17 protein-coding genes are annotated in these 19,972 nt (G+C 60.5%); 11 read left to right on the top strand and 6 right to left on the bottom strand.

Features of this window, described 5'->3' with window-relative positions:
• Positions 1-168 precede the first annotated feature (168 nt).
• Positions 169-930 (bottom strand): gamma-glutamyl-gamma-aminobutyrate hydrolase family protein, encoded by a 762-nt coding sequence (locus tag ACXRVY_RS05275; protein WP_223457629.1) that lies wholly within the window; start codon positions 928-930, stop codon positions 169-171.
• A 283-nt stretch (positions 931-1,213) separates the two neighbouring features.
• Between ACXRVY_RS05275 and ACXRVY_RS05270 the strand changes: the two genes are divergently transcribed.
• The 5 genes from ACXRVY_RS05270 (at position 1,214) to ACXRVY_RS05250 (ending at position 7,635) form a co-directional block, all read left to right on the top strand.
• Entirely contained in the window at positions 1,214-2,590 is a 1,377-nt protein-coding gene (locus ACXRVY_RS05270) for a glutamine synthetase family protein (RefSeq protein WP_458237082.1), read from the top strand.
• Positions 2,591-2,776: 186 nt separating this feature from the next.
• Positions 2,777-4,267 carry an aldehyde dehydrogenase gene (locus ACXRVY_RS05265; RefSeq protein ID WP_223457632.1) on the top strand — a complete coding sequence of 497 codons (1,491 nt, stop codon included), beginning with the start codon at positions 2,777-2,779 and terminating at the stop codon, positions 4,265-4,267.
• Positions 4,268-4,318: 51 nt separating this feature from the next.
• Positions 4,319-5,617: an NAD(P)/FAD-dependent oxidoreductase gene (locus ACXRVY_RS05260; protein ID WP_223457633.1), complete on the top strand. Its 1,299-nt coding sequence runs from the start codon at positions 4,319-4,321 to the stop codon at positions 5,615-5,617.
• A 451-nt stretch (positions 5,618-6,068) separates the two neighbouring features.
• Complete coding sequence (locus tag ACXRVY_RS05255) at positions 6,069-6,617, top strand: cupin domain-containing protein (RefSeq protein ID WP_046042404.1); 549 nt, start codon at positions 6,069-6,071, stop codon at positions 6,615-6,617.
• A gap of 214 nt (positions 6,618-6,831) precedes the next feature.
• Positions 6,832-7,635, top strand: coding sequence for a hypothetical protein (locus ACXRVY_RS05250; protein WP_223457634.1), 804 nt, complete (start codon positions 6,832-6,834; stop codon positions 7,633-7,635).
• Between the two features lie 33 nt (positions 7,636-7,668).
• Here the strand turns inward: ACXRVY_RS05250 and ACXRVY_RS05245 are convergent, their stop codons facing one another.
• The gene (locus tag ACXRVY_RS05245) at positions 7,669-8,406 is read right to left on the bottom strand and encodes a hypothetical protein (protein ID WP_458237081.1); all 738 of its coding nucleotides are present in this window, start codon (positions 8,404-8,406) and stop codon (positions 7,669-7,671) included.
• A 190-nt stretch (positions 8,407-8,596) separates the two neighbouring features.
• Positions 8,597-8,833, bottom strand: a complete 237-nt coding sequence (locus ACXRVY_RS05240) for a hypothetical protein (protein ID WP_007982133.1) — start codon at positions 8,831-8,833, stop codon at positions 8,597-8,599.
• Positions 8,834-9,257: 424 nt separating this feature from the next.
• Here ACXRVY_RS05240 and ACXRVY_RS05235 point away from each other — a divergent pair, with 424 nt between their 5' ends.
• From ACXRVY_RS05235 to ACXRVY_RS05225, 3 genes are all read left to right on the top strand, one after another.
• Positions 9,258-9,704 (top strand): anti-virulence regulator CigR family protein, encoded by a 447-nt coding sequence (locus ACXRVY_RS05235; RefSeq protein WP_223457636.1) that lies wholly within the window; start codon positions 9,258-9,260, stop codon positions 9,702-9,704.
• A 120-nt stretch (positions 9,705-9,824) separates the two neighbouring features.
• Entirely contained in the window at positions 9,825-10,316 is a 492-nt protein-coding gene (locus ACXRVY_RS05230; RefSeq protein WP_223457637.1) for a hypothetical protein, read from the top strand.
• Between the two features lie 218 nt (positions 10,317-10,534).
• Complete coding sequence (locus tag ACXRVY_RS05225; RefSeq protein ID WP_223457638.1) at positions 10,535-12,454, top strand: tyrosine-protein phosphatase; 1,920 nt, start codon at positions 10,535-10,537, stop codon at positions 12,452-12,454.
• A 169-nt stretch (positions 12,455-12,623) separates the two neighbouring features.
• On the opposite strand, the gene ACXRVY_RS05220 is transcribed toward ACXRVY_RS05225, so the two are convergent.
• Together ACXRVY_RS05220 and ACXRVY_RS05215 are read right to left on the bottom strand one after the other, a co-directional pair.
• A complete protein-coding gene (locus ACXRVY_RS05220) occupies positions 12,624-13,571 on the bottom strand; it encodes a helix-turn-helix transcriptional regulator (RefSeq protein WP_223457639.1) in 948 nt (315 codons plus the stop codon).
• A 272-nt stretch (positions 13,572-13,843) separates the two neighbouring features.
• Positions 13,844-14,296: a hypothetical protein gene (locus ACXRVY_RS05215; protein WP_458237080.1), complete on the bottom strand. Its 453-nt coding sequence runs from the start codon at positions 14,294-14,296 to the stop codon at positions 13,844-13,846.
• A gap of 322 nt (positions 14,297-14,618) precedes the next feature.
• Here ACXRVY_RS05215 and ACXRVY_RS05210 point away from each other — a divergent pair, with 322 nt between their 5' ends.
• From ACXRVY_RS05210 to ACXRVY_RS05200, 3 genes are all read left to right on the top strand, one after another.
• The gene (locus ACXRVY_RS05210) at positions 14,619-16,340 is read left to right on the top strand and encodes a SulP family inorganic anion transporter (RefSeq protein ID WP_458237079.1); all 1,722 of its coding nucleotides are present in this window, start codon (positions 14,619-14,621) and stop codon (positions 16,338-16,340) included.
• A 58-nt stretch (positions 16,341-16,398) separates the two neighbouring features.
• Positions 16,399-17,217 carry a polyphosphate kinase 2 gene (gene ppk2 / locus ACXRVY_RS05205; RefSeq protein WP_458237078.1) on the top strand — a complete coding sequence of 273 codons (819 nt, stop codon included), beginning with the start codon at positions 16,399-16,401 and terminating at the stop codon, positions 17,215-17,217.
• 298 nt (positions 17,218-17,515) lie between these two features.
• Positions 17,516-18,298 (top strand): DeoR/GlpR family DNA-binding transcription regulator, encoded by a 783-nt coding sequence (locus tag ACXRVY_RS05200; RefSeq protein WP_223457647.1) that lies wholly within the window; start codon positions 17,516-17,518, stop codon positions 18,296-18,298.
• A gap of 230 nt (positions 18,299-18,528) precedes the next feature.
• Here the strand turns inward: ACXRVY_RS05200 and ACXRVY_RS05195 are convergent, their stop codons facing one another.
• Positions 18,529-19,824: an NAD(P)/FAD-dependent oxidoreductase gene (locus tag ACXRVY_RS05195; protein ID WP_223457649.1), complete on the bottom strand. Its 1,296-nt coding sequence runs from the start codon at positions 19,822-19,824 to the stop codon at positions 18,529-18,531.
• Positions 19,825-19,972 lie beyond the last annotated feature (148 nt).

Here is a 19,972-nt window from a genome sequence, read left to right as displayed (position 1 = left end):
CTCCTACAGGGAATTGCGTTTCCCACCCCGGGTTTATTCGGCGCCGCCGTCCTGGCTGCCTGGTAGTACTTGTTGTTATTGCAGTGTGTTGTTTTCGCGGGCGGGGCACGCACAAGCGCCTGCCCGCTCGCGGTGGGCAGTCAATCGTTGAATGTGGGTGTCAGGTCGTCAGCTCGAGTGACGCAGTGCCGCCCGTTGCCGGCAGGCTTCGCCGAATGCCTGGAAAATACTCAAGTAAGGAGGGTTATCCAGCACTTGCCAYTCCGGGTGCCATTGCACGCCGAGGGCGAAGGCCTTGCTGTGCTCGACCGAGATCGCTTCGATCAGGCCATCGGGCGCGACGGCTTCGGCGCGCAGGCCGGGCGCGAGGCGGTCGATGCCCTGGCTGTGAATCGAATTGACCTGGAATGCCGCTGGCAGGTCCAGCGCTTCGAACACGCCACCGGGCTGCACATTCACCGCGTGAGCGGGAGCGTATTGCACGGCCAGGTCCGGATGGTTGGCCTCACGGTGATCAAGGAAACCGGGGAGTTCATGGACTTTCTGATGCAGGCTGCCACCGAACGCCACGTTCATTTCCTGGAAGCCACGGCAGATGCCGAGGACCGGAACGCCGGCGGCAATGGCTGCGCGGATCAGGGGAAGGGTGGTGGCATCCCGTGCCGGATCATGATCCGTGCCGGGGGCGCTGTCGGGGCCTTGATAGTGGAAGGGTTCCACGTTCGACGGCGAGCCGGTCAGCAACAGACCGTCGAGCTGCGGCAGCAGGTCATCGATTTCGGTCAGTTCAGCCAATGAAGGAATAACGACAGGCAGCCCCAGCGCCGCAACGCTGACAGCACGCAAGTACTTGTCACCGCTGATGTGGTAGGGGTGCAGGCCAATCTGTTTGACGCACGCAGTAACGCCGATCAATGGCTTGAGTGCCATTTTTATCACCTCGAAGTTTCACACTTGAACGAGCTTTTCCGGAGCTTAGCCTTGTTGATTTTAATTAACAACTCTCATGTAAAAAATTCTAAACGCCGTGCGTCCGATCTTCAGGCTTTACGCGTGTTTGAGGGCGTATATGGCACTCTCGTCCTTCTGAGAGGCCCGAAAATAAACGCTGAAAGGCCAGGTGTTCGCTATTGACTTCACTTTGCCTTTCGGATTGACTGGGCTCGTGAAAGGGCGGTGAACATAATAATTAACAGTAAAAAATAGGTGCATCATGTCGGTCCCTCTGCGTGCCGTTCAACTCAACGAAGCAAACGCATTCCTTAAGAAACATCCTGAGGTTTTGTACGTCGACCTTCTGATTGCGGATATGAACGGTGTGGTGCGCGGCAAGCGCATCGAGCGCACCAGTCTTCATAAGGTTTACGAGAAAGGCATCAACCTGCCGGCGTCTCTGTTTGCTCTGGACATCAATGGCTCCACGGTGGAAAGCACCGGCCTGGGTCTGGACATCGGCGACTCCGACCGGATCTGCTACCCAATCCCGGGCACCCTGAGCATCGAACCCTGGCAGAAGCGCCCGACTGCGCAACTGCTGATGACCATGCACGAACTCGAAGGCGAGCCATTCTTCGCCGACCCGCGGGAAGTGCTGGCCAATATCGTGCGCAAGTTCGACGACATGGGCCTGACCATCTGCGCGGCGTTCGAACTGGAGTTCTACCTGATCGACCAGGACAACGTGAACGGTCGTCCGCAATCGCCACGTTCGCCGGTGTCCGGCAAGCGTCCGATGTCGACCCAGGTGTACCTGATCGACGACCTCGACGAATACGTCGACTGCCTGCAAGACATCCTCGAAGGCGCGAAAGAGCAGGGCATCCCGGCTGACGCCATCGTCAAGGAAAGTGCCCCGGCGCAGTTCGAAGTCAACCTGCATCACGTGGCTGACCCGATCAAGGCGTGCGACTACGCGGTCCTGCTCAAGCGTCTGGTGAAGAACATCGCCTACGACCACGAGATGGACACCACCTTCATGGCCAAGCCGTATCCGGGCCAGGCGGGTAATGGTCTGCACGTGCACATTTCGATTCTCGATAAAGAAGGCAACAACATCTTTGCCAGCGAGGATCCCGAGCAGAACGCCGCGCTGCGTCACGCGATCGGCGGTGTGCTCGAGACCCTGCCGGCGCAGATGGCCTTCCTTTGCCCGAACGTCAACTCGTACCGTCGTTTCGGCGCACAGTTCTACGTGCCGAACTCGCCGAGCTGGGGCATCGACAACCGCACCGTGGCTGTTCGTGTGCCGACCGGTTTGTCAGACGCGGTGCGCATCGAGCATCGTGTAGCGGGTGCCGATGCCAACCCGTATCTGCTGATGGCTTCGGTATTGGCGGGCGTGCACCACGGCCTGACCAACCAGATCGAACCGGGCGCACCGGTGGAAGGCAACAGCTACGAGCAAAACGAGCAGAGCCTGCCGAACAACCTGCGCGATGCACTACGCGAGCTGGACGACAGCGAAGTCATGGCCAAGTACATCGACCCGCTGTACATCGACGTGTTCGTGGCGTGCAAGGAAAGCGAGCTGGCCGAGTTCGAGAACTCCATCTCGGACCTTGAGTACAACTGGTACCTGCATACCGTTTAAGACGAACCACACCGATCAACTGTAGGAGCGAGCCTGCTCGCGAAGGCGGCGGATCAGTCAGCACTTATGTCGTCTGACACTCCGCCATCGCGAGCAGGCTCGCTCCTACAGGGGATCGCATTTCAAGTCTTGAATTGACGGACCTCGGTCCGACGATCACCTATTCCCCTGCGTCGAGTCACAACCATGACAAACACTCGCAGCGACTGGGAGCAACGCTTCCAGTCCCTCTCTATCGAAGGTCGCGCATTCATTGACGGCCAATACTGCGCGGCCGCCAGTGACGCCACGTTCGAATGCATCAGCCCCGTGGACGGTCGTTTCCTGGCGAACGTCGCCAGCACCGACGAAGCCGACGCCAATGCAGCAGTCGCCGTCGCACGCCGTACCTTCGAATCCGGCGTGTGGGCCAACCTGGCCCCGGCCGAGCGCAAGCGCATCCTGATCCGCTTCGCTGATCTGATCCTGGCGAACCAGGAAGAACTGGCCCTGCTCGAAACCCTCGACATGGGCAAGCCGATCAGCGATTCGATGAGCATCGACATTCCGGCGACCGCCAACGCGATCCGCTGGACTGCCGAAGCCATCGACAAGGTCTACGACGAAGTCGCCGCCACGCCCCACGATCAACTGGGCCTGGTGACCCGCGAAGCGGTCGGTGTGGTCGCGGCCATCGTGCCGTGGAACTTCCCGCTGATCATGGCCAGCTGGAAATTCGCCCCGGCCCTGGCGATGGGCAACTCGTTCATCCTCAAGCCTTCGGAAAAATCCCCGCTGACCGCGATCCGCATCGCCCAGCTGGCACTGGATGCCGGTATCCCGAAAGGCGTGTTCAACGTCCTGCCGGGCTATGGCCACACCGTCGGCAAGGCGCTGGCGTTGCACATGGACGTCGATGTGCTGGCCTTCACCGGCTCCACGGCGATCGCCAAGCAACTGATGATCTACGCCGGGCAGAGCAACATGAAACGCGTTTGGGCCGAAGCCGGGGGCAAGAGCCCGAACGTGGTGTTCGCCGACGCGCCGGATTTGCGCGCAGCAGCACAGGCTGCGGCCAGCGGCATTGCGTTCAACCAGGGCGAAGTCTGCACCGCCGGTTCGCGTCTGCTGGTGGAGCGTTCGATTCGCGAGCAGTTCATTCCATTGCTGGTGGAAGCCCTGCAAGCCTGGAAACCGGGCCACGCGCTGGATCCTGCGACCACCGTCGGCGCAGTGGTCGATCAGCGTCAGCTGGAAAACGTATTGCGCTACATCGAAGTCGGCAAGCAGCAGGGCGGTCAACTGATCGCCGGCGGCAGCCGCACCCTCGAAGACACTGGTGGCCTGTACCTGGAACCGGCGATTTTCGATGGCGTGACCAATGCCATGACCATCGCCCGGGAAGAAATCTTCGGCCCGGTGCTGTCGGTCATCACCTTCGACACCACTGAAGAAGCCCTGGCGATTGCCAATGACAGCATCTTCGGCCTGGCCGCCGGCGTGTGGACCAGCAACCTGAGCAAGGCCCACACCTTCGCCCGTGGCCTGCGTGCCGGCAGCGTCTGGGTCAACCAGTACGACGGCGGCGACATGACCGCCCCGTTCGGCGGGTTCAAGCAGTCGGGTAACGGTCGGGACAAATCGCTGCACGCGTTCGACAAGTACACCGAACTCAAGGCGACCTGGATCAAGCTCTGATAACAATAAAGCGACGGTCGCCGGCTCTGTCGGCGGCCATCGGAGAAATGTATGAAACAAGACTCTTTTCACCAACAGCATGTAAACAGCTACTACGCCGCCACCCGTAACTTCACCGGCGATTTCCCGGTACTGGAAGGGGCGGTGGACTGCGACGTCTGCGTGATCGGCGCCGGCTACACCGGCCTGTCCTCGGCGCTGTTCCTCGCTGAAGCGGGCTACAGCGTGACTGTGCTCGAAGCAGCGAAAGTCGGCTTCGGCGCCAGCGGTCGCAACGGCGGGCAACTGGTCAACTCCTACAGCCGCGACGTCGATGTCATCGAAGAGCGTTATGGCGACAAGACTGCTGAAATCCTCGGCAGCATGATTTTCGAAGGCGCCGACATCATTCGTCAGCGCATACAGCACTACGACATCCAGTGCGATTACCGTCCCGGCGGTATCTTCGCGGCGATGAACAAGAAGCAACTCAAGGGCCTGGCCGAGCAGAAGAAGAGCTGGGAACGCTACGGCAACAAGAACCTGAAAATGCTCGACGCGGCCGACATCAAGCGCGAAGTCGGTTCCGACGCCTACGTCGGTGGCCTGCTGGACATGCAGGGCGGCCACATTCACCCACTGAACCTGGCACTCGGCGAAGCCTCGGCGATCATCGGCCTGGGCGGCAAGATCTACGAGCAATCGGCGGCGGTGGAAATCACCTACGGCGAGCCCATCACCGTGCGCACTGCAAAAGGTGTGGTCAAGGCCAAGTACCTGCTGATGGCCGGTAACGCCTACCTGCCGCAGGGCCTGGACAACCGCGTGACCAGCAAGAGCATGCCGTGCGGTTCGCAGATCGTCGTCACCGAGCCGTTGTCGGAGAAGCAGGCCCGCAGCCTGATCAAGAACAACTACTGCGTCGAAGACTGCAACTACCTGCTCGACTACTACCGCCTGACCGCTGACAACCGCCTGCTGTACGGCGGCGGTGTGGTTTATGGTGCGCGCGAGCCGGACGACATCGAACAACTGATCCGCCCGAAAATCCTCAAGACCTTCCCGCAATTGAAGGACGTGAGGATCGACTACCGCTGGACCGGCAACTTCCTGCTGACCATGTCGCGCATGCCGCAATTCGGTCGTATCGAGAAAAACGCCTATTACATGCAGGGCTACAGCGGCCACGGCGTCACCTGCTCGCACCTGGCCGGCAAACTGATCTCGGAAATGATCCGTGGCGACGCCGAGCGTTTCGATGCGTTTGCATCCTTGCCGCACATGCCGATGATCGGCGGGCGCACCTTCTCGGCACCGTTGACCGCCCTCGGCGCCGTGTACTACTCGCTGCGCGACCGTTTCGGCATCTAAGCTTTACCTCGCCGGCGGCCGCCCCCAAAGGGTGCCGCCGGTTTTTTACATAAGCAACACCGCAAATCCCTGTGGGAGCGAGCTTGCTCCGGGCGGCGTTCCGACGATGAGGCCATATCAGACAAAATGAAGTCGCCTGACACTCCGCCATCGCGAGCAAGCTCGCTCCCACAAGGGGGTGTAACTTCATGGCAAACGGCTATTTCTTCTGCCGTTTATCGAACCTGCTGAGCATTACGAACAAACGTGATTTAATAGCCGCCTTTCACGTTTCCGGGACCGGAAAACGGCGTGATCCGCGCCTGCACTCCACCCCTCCATTATCCCTGTAGGAGCGAGCTTGCTCGCGAAGGCGTTGGTTCAGTCGACATCAATGTTGCGGCTAAAATCGCAATCGTCGGATCGCCGCCCGGATCAAGCTCGCTCCTACGGGTTGGCACATAAGGCTGTCATGGACACGGGCTCACGACTCAAATTAGTACGCGAAAGCTACAAAATGTCCCAGCGCGAGCTGGCCCGGCGTAGCGGCGTCACCAATGCAACCATCTCCCTGATCGAACAGAATCGGGTCAGTCCTTCCGTCAGCTCCCTGAAGAAATTGCTGGAGGGCATCCCCATGTCCCTGGCCGACTTCTTCACCTTCGATCAGCCACCGCGCGAACACCAGTACGTCTTCCGCGCCAACGAACAGCCCGACCTCGGCCGCCACGGCCTGCGCCTGCTGCTGATCGGCGCGTCCGTGCCAAGCCGGCAGATGCGCTTGCTGCGCGAGCAATACGCACCGGGCGCCAGTTCCGGGGAAGAGCCGATCGTGCATTCCGAAGGCGAGGAGTGCGGGTTGGTGACCCGTGGCACGGTGGAGTTGACCGTGGACGGCCAGGTGAGCGTGCTCAACGCCGGGGATGGCTATTACTTCCCGACAACCTTGCCGCACCGGTTTCGCAATATCGGGGCGGATGAGGCGGAAATCATCAGTGCCAACACCCCGGCGAACTTCTAATAGGGTCTGTCCCGACAAGTCCTGCAAATTTTTCAGGCGTCTAGGTTGAACGTTCGTCGGATGGCGGGTTGCTACCATCGCAATTGCCTGCCGATATCAACACGGCTGCTACGCTTGGTCGTTGCAGTGCCCGAGTTCCATTCCTGCTCACGCTGCAAGGGTTATCACGGAGTGCGACATCCATTCCTGTCGGCAACCTGCACGGAGGCAGGCGATGGTGATCAAAAGCATGGCCGATTCGACTGCGGCGGGGGTTCCCGAGCCGCTCGATCGGGAAGAAATCGAGCGGGTGCTGGCGCTGTTGCTGGTCAGCCCGTTGTTTGCCAAGTCCAGGCGCATGGGCAGTCTGTTGCGCTTTCTGGTCGAGCACGACCTTCAGGCTTGCAAAACGCCGCTGACCGAACACGCCATCGGCATCGAGGTGTTTCGTCGTGACCCGGCAGTGTATTGCACGGGCGACGATCCGGTGGTGCGAGTGCAGGTGGGGCGCTTGCGGCGCAAGCTCGCAGCGCATTACGCCGGCAACGGCCAGCAGGACCCGGTGCGCTTGTGCATTCCACCCGGGTGCTATCGCTTGACCTATCAGCGGCTGCGGCCCAAGGGCGTCGGCACTCGCCATCCTGTGGTCCAGATCCAGCCGTTTACCTGCCTCACCCGCGATGGCAATGACTTTACCCGGGGCTTGTGCGAGGAGTTGAGTTGCCGACTGTTCGAGTCGTTCGAGCAGACGCAGACCGGGACCAATCATGTGTTGATGCGGGTGGCACGCAACAGCGAGCCGGTACCGGACTTCAAGCGTGGCGGGCGTTACAGCTATTGCCTGGAGGGCAGCGTGCGGGTCGAGCCTTCGCGGGTGCGAGCGTCATTGCGCCTGGTGGATGTGGCGCAGGGGCGGATTCGCTGGTCGGCGCAGTTCGATCGTGATCGACCCTATGGCATCGCCACCCAGGAGGACCTCGCGCAGTCGATCTGTCGCTCGCTGACGGGCTACTTCACCACGGCGGGCAAAGAGGAGTGAAAGGGCAACCGCAAGGTTGCCCCGGCATGACGGTTACACGGTTTTCCACTGACCGCCTTCGTAAAGGCGACCTGCGGTGTTATCGAACGTCAAATCGATTTCGATCGCCTTGGAGCGTGAGGTACTGAACATGGTGCTGGTCTGTACGTTCTGTTCGAACCACACGAGGATGGTTTCCACCGGCGTCAGCACGGTATTGCCGGTGACGACCTGGTTTACGGCCACGTAGATTGGCGTACTGACCTGATTGCCATCGATGCCTGTGGACAACTGGTTGACCCCCGGATGAATCGGCGCGTAGTTGTTCACGAAAGTCAGGGAAGTGTCCGGGCCACCGGTTACCGCCGAGCTCAGCAGGCCGCTTTCATCAAGTGTCGAGGTTTGCCCCAGGCCAATGTTGACGATATTGGTCGAGACTTTGACTTGCACGTTTTCCTTGAACACGTTGGAGGCGAACAGCTGATACTGCGGCGTCCAGCTGAACTCGTTGTTGCTCAGGTAGGCGTCATAGGACTGCCAGACCACGTTGTAGTCGGCGTCACCCACCTTCTTGGCAAAGCACAGCTTGTAGCCGGACTTCTTCAGCAGCGTCAGGTCGCCGGCGGCGATTTCGATGGTGACGGTTTTTTGCGAGGCCGCCAGGGCCGACCTCACTACCCGGCCGTAATCTGCCGCCTTCAGTTGCGTTGCACCCATGATCGACTTGACGGCTTCTTGCACTTCATTGTGAAGCTGCTGGCTCTGTTGGCTGACAGCGATTGATTTGCTCATGGTTTCCCTCTTCCTTGGTGGTGTGTTGGGCAAACAATGGGCTGCTGGCGCCTGGCGCTGCAGTCCATTGATGGCTTCACTCTAGGAGCGAGGGGCAGGGCGGCTAAGTGTCTTGGTGTTACAAGCGGGTATCGGGGTTGTATCAGGGGCTGAGTCAGCGGGGCAGCCGATCGGCCGCCCCGTCTTGACCTCAGGCGGCCTTGGCATCGGCCCAGACGAAGTTCCAGCTGGTGCGTTTGCCCTTGGCGATCTCGATCAGCTTGTTCTCGTACACCGTGTGATTGACCACGCCGGTGTAGGTCAGGGTGCGGGCGGCATTGGTCCCGGTGACCTCGCCCGGCTTGCCGCCCGACTCGACCATGGCTTTTTTCATGTCGGCTTCCGACGGGGCGCTACTCTGGTTTTTTTCCACTTTGACGAAACTCATGATTCACCTCTTCCGTGATGGGGGGATCGGTGCCGGCGCGGGCCGACAAGTCGACGACCCTGTTCCACACCGACGGCCATACTCTATTGGCCAGTTCGGCGGCGCAGAAGTGACAACTGCGGCGCTGAGGTAACAATCGGGAAACAGCGCCACGCATTGAAGTATCTGCGACGTATCAAGCGTGGATTCACATCGAAGCAGGTTGCGGTGAGTATCTCGGGCCGAATGGGCACTTACCGAATGGAATTCCATACAAGGTATTAGAGTTGTGCCTGTAGATCGACACGCCCCATCCTTCGGCAAACGCCTGCAAGGCCTCGATCGGATGAGCGTAGACGGTTTGGCGGTTGGTGACTCGATGGAACCAACTTCGTCAATAGCGTCTAAATTTCAGAGAATCTTCCCCACCACGAAGGAACGACTCATGTACAAGTCTCGATCATTGATTGCAGCGATTACCTGCTTGACTCTGGTCTACGGCTCGGTGACGGCGCTGGCCGATCCCGGTAACGGCCAGGGCAACGGGAAGGTCAACCATGGCAACCAGGGCGGTCATGGCAACAAGAACAAAAACTCCGGTGGCGGGGACTGGAGCAACGGCCCGAGCATCAACCGTGGCAGCGTGCTCGAGATCATAGGCGTGAATACAGGCTACTGGAGCCCGGGGCCTGATTTGCCACCGGGTATTCAAAAGAACCTTGCCCGAGGCAAGCCGCTTCCCCCCGGCATTGCGAAAAAACTGGATGGCCGACTGGTCGGCAGGCTGCCCCACTATGACGGATACGAATGGCAGCAAGTCGGCACGGACCTGATCCTGGTTGCGCTGGCCACCGGGCTTGTCTATGAAATTCTCGACGGTGCGTTTGATTAAAGTGTGGACGGTAGTCTTCCCGCTGACTCAAGGTGCTCCAGCCGTCTGTCGTAGTGCTTGAACTGTTGGAGGGATATCGCGTCATACGTCACGCGATATCAACCTCCTACGGAAGCAATCATGCTTTTTAAAAACAAGAGTCTCGTTGCTGTAATGTCATGCGCCATGATGCTTGCAGCCGCCCCGCTGCTCCCTGATGGCCTGTCGATCATGGGTTCCGCATACGCGAAGGACGGCGGTGGTGGCGGCGGTGGAAACGGCGGCGGTGGCGGCAACGGCGGTGGTAATGGCGGTGGAAACGGCGCAGGCCACGGCGGCGGTATGGGTGGCGGACACGCCGGCACAGGCCACTCCGGCAGTAACGGCCGCGGCAACGGGCTGGACAGCGACCATGCTGGCAAATCCGTGCGCGACCATGGCCTGAGCGGGAACCACTACGGTAGTGAGCGCAACGATGACAACGGTCATGGCACCACGACCTCAGGCATCGCCCATTCCAAGGATACTCGCGGCATCTCCAAGGCCAGGGCTATTTCGGCCTCTACGCCAGGTGATCACAACACCAAAGGCTTGAGTAAAGCCGGACTGTCGACCTCGAAAAAAACCCATTGAGTTCGCGGTTGTAGACATCAGTTTCTGAAAAGCCAAAAACCCGCTGAAACAAGCGGGTTTTTTGCAACTGGAATTTGATCGCCGGGCATTACACGGACAGAAAACGAACCACCCGGACACATTGCGCAGTGATTTGCGTCCGCGGGCGATTTGTCATGTTCAGCGTCGTTTCAATGTAGATATTAGTCAGCCCAACGGTATTCCAATGAGGCTGCACTGTGTTCCAACGACTTGTGTGTTCGCTGTCTGTATTGAGCCTGTCCATCGCTGCCGCCCAGGCTGCCGAGACTGTCCCCCTCAACACGCCACGCCTGAAGAGCATCGATAATTTCCGCGATGTTGCCGGTCTTGCCACCGCGTATTCCACCGCCAATGACGGCACGATGCGTGGCGGGGTGTTTTATCGTTCTAACGCGCTGACCCCGTCGGCGGCGGATCTGGCGACCCTCAACGGCCTGGGTATCAAGGCTGTCTACGACCTGCGCACCCCCAGCGAGATCGCCGCCACGCCCGACACGATGCCCACGGGTGCGACCTACACCAACATCGACATCATCGGCGGCTCAACGTCTGGCGCGAACGTCACCAACATCGCGTTCCACAGCGCCGCCGAAGCCACCGTCATGATGCAGGACACCAACCGCGATTTCGTCCGGAACGCGGGGATGCGCAGCGAGTTCAATCAGCTGTTCAATGAGCTGGCAGCGGTCGATGGCGCCGCGCTGTTCCATTGCACCGCCGGCAAGGACCGTACGGGCTGGACCGCCGCAGTGTTGCAAAGCATCGCCGGGGTCGACGATGCCACCATCATGAGCAACTACCTGGCGACCAACGACTACACCGCCGCGCGTATCAAGGCGACCCTGGCGGCATTGCCACCGAGCCTGGCAACCATCTATGGGCCGTTGATCGGTGTGGAGGCCAGTTACCTGCAAGCCGGCCTGGACCAGGTGACCGCGCAGTACGGCACGATGGATAACTACCTCAAGCAAGGCCTGGGCCTGTCCCAGGAAACCATCTACGTACTGCGCGGCAAGATGGTGTTCTACAACAGCTTGCCTGGCGCGGCGGACCTGGCCGGCAACGCCGCTGCCGGCGCGCAGTTGTTGCAACAACTGCAGAACAGCAACCTGTCGGGCACCTACAGCGCCTACAACTATTACCTGCAGTCGGCCATCGATGCGCGCAGCCTCGGTGGCGTCGAGTCCACCGTCGGCGGTCAGGTGCATGCCGACGCTGCCAGCTATCTGTTGCGCCAGGGCGCGATGATCGAACAGGCTGGCGCGCCGTTCACCAGCGGCATCGACCTCAAGGCCGGGCAATACCGCCTGTGGAGCACCGCCCTGGCGGGCTATCTGGGCACCGACGGCTCTTCTCAGGCCTCCAGCAGCAACGAACATAGCCAGGGAATGATGATTGGTCTGACCCAGCGCTTCTCCGAACAGCTCAGCGCCCATGCCGGTTTCGGCTACAGCAGCGGCAATGTCGGTGGTGCAGGTGGCGAGGCCGATACCGACCTGACCTTCTTCAGTGTGGGCGCCCGCTTTGCACCAAACGGCCTGGAACGCGGCCTGTTTGTGGATGCCGATGCCAGCGCCGGTTATCTCGATTACGAGAGCAAGCGCGAACTCGGCGGCGGCCTGGGTACGGCCAAGGGCGACAGCCATGGCAACCTCACCGGCGCGACCCTGGCCTTGGGTTACCGTGTGCCGTTGAACGGTGTCACCCTCGAACCGAGCCTCGGTGTGCGGGTCAGTCACGTCAACCTGTCCGGCTTCCAGGAAAAAGGCAGCGAGTTGGCCCTCGACGTCGACGGCATCCACCAGACCCGCAAGAGCGCGGTGGCCAACCTCAACGCATCCTTTGCACCGGTCAGCATGGGCGCCTGGCAAGTGGTGCCGGGAGTGCAAGTGGGCTACGAGCATGTATTGGGCGACCCTGAAGTCGACAGCGAAGGGCACCTGCTGGGCCTGGACGTTGAACAGCAAGCCGCCTTCGACAACCGTGATCAGTTCACCGGTGGCGTAAATGTCATGGCCAATCTTGGTCCTTGGAGCGTGGGGGCGGAAGTCGGCGCAAGTGGTGGCGGCGACAGCCACGGCTTCAATGGCGGCCTGAAGGCCAGTTATCTGTTCTGACGATCAGTTAAGGTAATTTGTGGGAGTGGTGTTTTTTTTGTCGTACGCAGGATTGGCGGGCGACACGGATTGAATGTGGGAGCGAGCTCGCTCGCGATGGCGATTTTGCAGCCAGCATCCATGTTGCCTGACACGACGCCATCGCGAGCAAGCTCGCTCCCACAAATCTTCAATTGACTGGCATTGACCGCGTTCGCACCCCCTTTCTCAAGTCTGCGGGACTGATGCCGTAGGCACTCTGGAAATACTGGCAAAACCGCCCGACATTGCTGAAACCGTGTTGCAAGGCCACGTCTGTCACCGACGGCGACACCCCCTGGGACAGCGCGGCATAGGCGCGCTCCAGACGTACCTGGCGCTGATAGGCCACGATCGAAGTGCCCATGAAACGCTGAAAACCTTCCTGCAATGCACGCAGGCTGACGTTGGTCAGCTGCGCCAGTTCCGTACCGCTGGCCAGGTGGTCGGGATGCGCCTGAATGTACTCGACGGCCAGCTTCACATGCCGCGGCGCTATCAGTGGGGAAGGGCGCTGAAGGGCTTCGGTGAAGTTGTGCGGCCAGGTTTCGAGCACCGCATCGACCAGCATTTCGCGAAGGCGCGAAGGCATCAGCGAGCCTGTGTTGATCAGCAGGTCGAATTCGCTGCCCGTGGCCAGTTCAATCAACGCCCTGATGCCTTGCAAGGCCGACACATTCAGATCCACCACTGGTTCGAAATGCACCTTTTGCAAGATAGGTTTGCCCAGCAGCATCGACAGTCGTTCGGTGATCAACCGCCGGCTGATCGAAATCCCGTGCTGTGCATGGTTATCGACAAAGCGCGCCGAGCGGACTTCGGCCTTGTCGATCGCCAGGCCGATCTGCGCAAAACCAACCGACTCGGTGACGTGGTTGAAGATGATCTTGCCGGCGGTGGGAATGACGAAGGTGATTTCATCAAGGGGTGCGGGAAAGGCCACCGTGAAATCACCGCGATAGTGCATGCGACGAAAACTGACCCCTTCGTGCCGGCCATAGACCCCACCGATGATGATGTTTTTCGGTGGCGGCGCAGAGTCGCAATAGAGGTTGCCGAACAGGCTCGAGAACAACGCGCCAAAGTCGTCGCAGCTCATGTCGTTGGACCTGATGATGATTTGCTTGCACGTCGTGCTTGAGTACACCTGAAGTGTCACCTTGAGCGGATGGGCAAAGCCCTGGTACGGGGAGCTGGCGATCGGAGATCGAGCGAGTGCGGTTCGGGGCAGTGCCAGGACGTTATCAGTGAGTAATGACAGGTTCGTGACCGCAGCTTCTACCGGCCCCTTTGCACTCACCAGCCGCCACCGCTCGCACCGGACAACCGGTGGCACGAGCGGTACCGAGGGCTGGCGTGAAAGGGTCGCGGCTATTTCGCTGGCACTTCAGGCTTGATATCCCCGCAAAAAATATCGACGTTGCCATCGGTCGCAGCCGTGCGCACGACCACCGAATACTTGCCGTCAAGCAGGGTCTGCAACGGCACAGGCGCGGTTCTGGTAAAAGACCAGCCGCGTACGGCCTGGCGTTCGGTGTTGACGGTGTCGTTCATCGCGTAGGCGACTGACCCTGGTTGCTGGCAGCTGCCGTTATTGATGAAAGAGTAAAGACGCAAGGGCAGGATAACCCCGGTTGGAACACCGCTGACGAAGAAACTCAGCCCGGTTTTCTTGTCCCAGTCCGTCAACGTGACGGTGCCGATCTGACCGGCGTTTTGCCGGGTGGCGACCAGGGTAACGTTCACGCCGTGGGTCGATGAAGTGGTGCAGCCGAACAGGCTTGCCGCAACCATGAGTGCTGYCAGTGAGGTTTTGAGCTTCATTGCCAAACTCCTGAGCTGAAGAACTGCAATGGGGGAGTTAGCGGGTATAGCTCATTTATCGCTTTCATGACGTCGTCCATATAAGGCTTTCCATTTTTGACCGGTGATGGTGGGGCGTCTGTCCCCTTCGCCAGCCACATGGCGGYGTAGCCGTGCAAACCGACTACATTTGTAACTGGTCGAGCCCGCGTGAATTGCCTGCTGGCACACGTGCTTCGATGCCGATGACGGTTTGCAATGGTTACGCGTGCAGTTAAAGGATTGTGCGGTCAGTTGAGCCCACTCATCATCCGCACGGGACGATTTGCGACTGGAGTGACTCATGAATCAACAAGGCAGCCATCCGCCAGAGCGGRTTCCAGGCACTCCACAGCGGGGTATCTTGCGCAGCCTGTTGATCCCGCAATGGCTCGGCAGTTATCGGCCAGACTGGCTGCGGGGCGATGTGGTCGCCGGGTTGACGGCCGCGGCCGTGGTCATTCCCAAGGCGCTGGCGTACGCCACCATTGCCGGCCTGCCGGTGCAGGTCGGGCTGTACACGGCGCTAGTGCCGATGGTGATCTATGCCGTGCTCGGTACGTCGCGCCCGCTCAGTGTCAGCACCACGACCACCCTGGCCATTCTCGCCGGTTCCGCCTTGGGCCAGATCAGTCCAGCTGGTGATGCGACGACCTTGCTGGCGGGTTCCGCCACGCTGGCCCTGATGGTGGGCGCAATCCTGATCGTCGCGGGGTTGCTGCGCCTGGGTTTCGTCGCCAATTTCATTTCCGAACCGGTGCTGGTGGGTTTCAAGGCCGGCATCGGTGTGGTCATCGTTCTCGACCAGCTACCCAAATTGCTCGGCACTCACATCGACAAAGGCGGATTTGTGCACAATCTGCTGGCCACGGTCCAGAGCATCGGTCATGCCTCGCTGCCCACCGTGGCGGTCGGTGTGTTCATGGTGCTGCTGCTGGTCGGCATGAAGCGTTTTACGCCGCGGCTGCCTGCACCGTTGATCGCGGTGGCGCTGGGCATCATTGGCATGAGCCTGTTTGGCCTGGAGAGCTTTGGTGTGTCCGCCGTCGGCCTGGTGCCGATCGGATTGCCCGCGCCGACCCTGCCGGTATGGTCGTTGGCCGAAACCCTGTGGCCTTCGGCGATGGGCATCGCGCTGATGAGTTTCACCGAAACCATCGCGGCGGGGCGCGCGTTCGCCCGCAGTGACGAGCCCCCACCACAGCCGAATCGGGAGCTGCTGGCCACTGGCGTTGCCAACATCGGCGGTGCGTTTCTGGGGGCCATGGTCGCGGGAGGCGGGACCACTCAAACGGCGGTGAACCGTTTGGCCGGTGCCCGTTCGCAACTGGCCGCACTGGTCACCGCAGCACTGGCGTTGGGCACTTGCCTGCTGCTGGCGCCGCTGATTGGCCTGATGCCCAATGCCACGCTCGCCGCTGTGGTGATTGTGTATTCGGTGGGCCTGATCGAGCCGGCGGAATTTCGCGAGATCCTGTCGGTTCGCCGTACCGAATTTGCCTGGGCCGTAGTGGCCATGATCGGCGTGATGTTGCTGGGCACGCTGCAAGGGATCGTCGTGGCGATTATCGTCTCGTTGCTGGCCCTGGCCTATCAGGTCTCGGACCCGCCCGTGCATGTCCTCGGGCGCAAGCCTGGCACCAATGTGTATCGGCCGCAGTCCGCCGAACACCTCGATGACGAACACTTTGACGGGCTGCTGTTGCTGCGGCCTGAAGGGCGGATTTTTTTCGCCAATGCCCAGCGCATCGGCATGAAGATGCGACCCCTGATCGAAGATGCAAGGCCCTCCGTGGTGATTCTGGACCTGCGCAGCGTGTTCGACCTGGAGTACACCGCCCTGAAAATGCTCACCGGGGCGGAACAGCAACTGCGGGAAAAAGGTATTTCACTGTGGCTGGTGGGCATGAGCCCGGGCGTATGGGACATGGTTATCAAGGCGCCCTTGGGCCATACGTTGGGCGAGGCGCGCATGTTCCTGAACCTGGAGCAGGCGGTTGAGCATTACCAGCGCAGTCGAGGCTGAATGAACGCGGCCGGGCGCACTCCGGACGCTGTGTGACGCATTGAAGGAGGTAACGGGCATGGCAAAGAAGAAGGCTGCACCGAAAAGCAAACCGGTCGAAGGCGACAAGCTGAAGAACAAGGTGTATCTCGAGGAACTGGCGAAGCTGCATGTCGAGCTGGTCAAGCTGCAGGAGTGGGTGCAGTACACGGGCGCGAAGATTTGCATCATCTTCGAGGGCYGTGATGGCGCCGGCAAGGGCGGGACCATCAAGGCGCTGACCGAACGGGTCAGTCCGCGAGTGTTCCGGGTGATGGCGTTGCCGGCACCGACCGACCGGGAAAAAAGCCAGATGTATTTGCAACGTTATCTGCCGCACCTGCCGGCGGCCGGTGAAGTGGTGATCTTCGATCGCAGCTGGTACAACCGCGCCGGGGTCGAGCGGGTCATGGGCTTTTGCAGCGAAGAGCAGGTGCGCACGTTTCTCACCGTGGCGCCGCGCGTCGAGCAGGCACTGGTCGAATCGGGAATCATCCTGATCAAGTACTGGCTTGAGGTGAGCCAGGAAGAACAGACCCGACGCCTCAAGGCGCGTATCACCGACGGGCGCAAGATCTGGAAGCTGTCGCCGATGGACCTCAAGTCCTACAACCGTTGGTACGACTACTCCCGTGCCCGGGACGACATGTTCAAGTACACCGACACCAAATTCGCCCCTTGGCGGGTCGCCAACTCCAATGACAAGCGGCGGGCGCGGCTGAACATCATCAGCGATGTGCTGAGCAGCGTTCCTTATGAGGAAGTACCGCGGGCAAAAGTGAAACTGCCCAAACGGCAGACTCCCGGTAACTATCGGGACCCGAACTATCCGTTCAAGTACATCCAGGAAAAATTCTGATCGATGCATCGGGCAGGAGCCAGTCCACGCCGGCTCCTGCTGCATGCCATCAGGCGTGTACCAGCGCAATCGTAAACGAGACCACGATCATGCACGCAAAGGCAAAATTGATATTCATGAAGTTTCCATCCAAAACATGAGTGACGGCGCCATCTTGAACAGGTCACAGAAAAATAAAAAATTCGCTGTAATGATTTGAAAGATCGAAAAAAATGATACTTGGCCGGTTCGTTGTTTTTGCGCCGGGTTGCAGATACTCTCGGGTAACGCGCAACTTCATGCATAAACGAGCAAAAACATGCACGACAACCATTCTGCAGCCGAACTTCCGTCAGTGCGCCGGCAAAAGATCCTGTTGATCCTCGAACGTGACGGCAAGGTCATGGCCTCGGAGTTGAGCCAGCATTTCGCGGTGTCCGAAGACACCATCCGCCGCGATCTGGCGGAGCTGGCCAGCGCCGGCCTGGTGCAACGGGTGCACGGCGGGGCGTTGCCGCGGCCCAAGGATACGGGCAAGGACTATTTCACCCGGATCAGCGAAACCGACGAGGTGAAAACCCATCTGGCGCAATTGGCCGCGCGAAGGGTGCAGGACGGTCAGATCGTGGTGTTCGATTCCGGCACCACCACCTTGCAGATTGCGCGCTCGCTGCCGGTGGACATCGCCATCACCGCGATCACTGCGTCGCCGATGACGGCCATTACCTTGTCCGAATACAAAGGCATCAAGGTGATCCTGGCCGGCGGCCAGCTCAACCCGGCGACGATGTCGGCCAGCGGCCACGAAACCCTGCGGTTGCTGGCGGGCATCAAGGCCGACCTGTTGTTTACCGGGGTCTGCGCGATACACCCACAGGTGGGCTTAAGCTCACTGCACTTCGATGAAGTGCCGGTGAAACAGGCGATGCTCGACTGTGCTTCCCATGTGATTGCCGTCACCACCGCGGACAAGCTCGGTGCGGTGGAGCCCTTTGTCGTCGCGCCTTGCAACCGCGTGCACACGCTGATCACCGAGCAGCATGTGGCGTCAGGCAATGTCGAGGACTACCGGGCGTTGGGGATCGAGGTGGTGCAGGCTTGAGCGGGTCTTTGTGGGAGCGGGCTTGCTCCGGGCGGCGATCCGACGATGGCGATGTGACTGGCGCTGAATGTGTGTTGAATGTACCGGCCTCTTCGCGAGCAGGCTCGCTCCTACAGGGATCGTTGTCGAGCACAAATATCGAGGCTGACAAACAAACCTTGTAGGAGCGAGCCTGCTCGCGATGGGGCCAGCCCAGGCAGCATCCATACTGAATGTGCTGACCAACAACCTCAGCGCAATCGCTCAAGCATCTGGTAGTACCACATGCCCGCGGCGAGCATCGGGTTGCCGAGCAAGTCGCCCATGGGCACGCGGATGTGCTGGCAGGCGGCGAAGGTGTCGAACTGCTCCAGTTGCCCTGTGATCGCCCGGCCCATGATTTCACCCATGATGTGGGTGGTGGCGATGCCATGGCCGGAGTAGCCCTGGCAATACCAGACGTTGTCCGAGAGCTTGCCCAGTTGCGGGATGCGGTTGATCACGATGCCCATCGCGCAGCTCCACTGGTAGTCGATGGCCACGCCTTTGAGCGCCGGGAAGGTCTGCTCGATGCACGGGCGCAGCTCGGCGGCGATGTCGCGCGAATCCTTGCCGCTGTAGTTGGCGCCGCCACCGAACAACAGGCGACCGTCGGCGGTGAGGCGGTAGTAGTCGAGTACGAAACGGCAGTCGTAGACCGCCAGGTCTTCGGGGTTGATCTGTCTGGCCAGATCGCCCAGCGGCTCGGTGGTGACGATGCCGCCCATGGCCGGGAAAATCTTGCCCTTGAGTTTTCCCGGTTCCAGCTTGTGGTAGACGTCGCCGGCCAGCAGCACCTGATTGGCGTCGATCTGCCCGTGGGCGGTGCGTATGCCGGGGCTCTTGTGAAGGCCATCGCCGTGGATGATCTCCAGCACTTCGCTGTTCTCGAAGATCAATGCACCGAGGCTCTCGGCTGCGCGGGCCTCGCCGATGCACAGGTTGAGCGGGTGCAGGTGCATGTTGCGGGTGTTCTTGATCGCACCGTGGTAGAGGTCGCTTTGCAGCAGGTCGCGCACCTGGCTGCGGTCGAGCAGGCTGACTTCGTCGCCCATGCCTCGGCGCACCGCCTCGTCGTAATCCTTGCGCAAGCCGTCCATGTGCGCGGGTTTGTACGCGGCGTGCAGGTGGCCGTGCTTGAGGTCGCAGGCGATGCCGTATTTTTCCACGCGCTGCCGGATGATCTGGTGTCCGCGCCAGCGCAGGTTCCAGATGAAGTCGTCGACTTCATCGCCGATGGTGCGGCGCATCTGTTTGCGCATGGCTTCGTCGCCCGACAGGCTGCCGGTGACCTGGCCGCCATTGCGCCCGGTGGCGCCCCACCCGATCTTGTGGCTTTCGACGATGGCGACCTTCAGGCCTTTTTCGGCCAGCTCGACGGCGGTGGCCACGCCGGTGAATCCGCCGCCGATGATCACCACGTCAACCCGGTGCCGGCCTTGCAGCGTCGGGTAATCGGTGTCCTGGTCGAGGGTGGCGGTGTAGTAGGAATTGCAACGTTGAGTCATGTCGGTGTCCAGGCAGAATTGGGAGAAACCAATGCCAGTCAGTCGAAGTGCGCAACTTGTAGGAGCGAGCCTGCTCGCGAATGCGGAGTGTCATCAGTCGAAGTGCGCAACTTGTAGGAGCGAGCCTGCTCGCGAATGCGGAGTGTCA

It is taken from the genome of Pseudomonas sp. P5_A2_2 (assembly GCF_054177685.1).
This window is presented reverse-complemented; position numbering and strand designations above follow the sequence as displayed.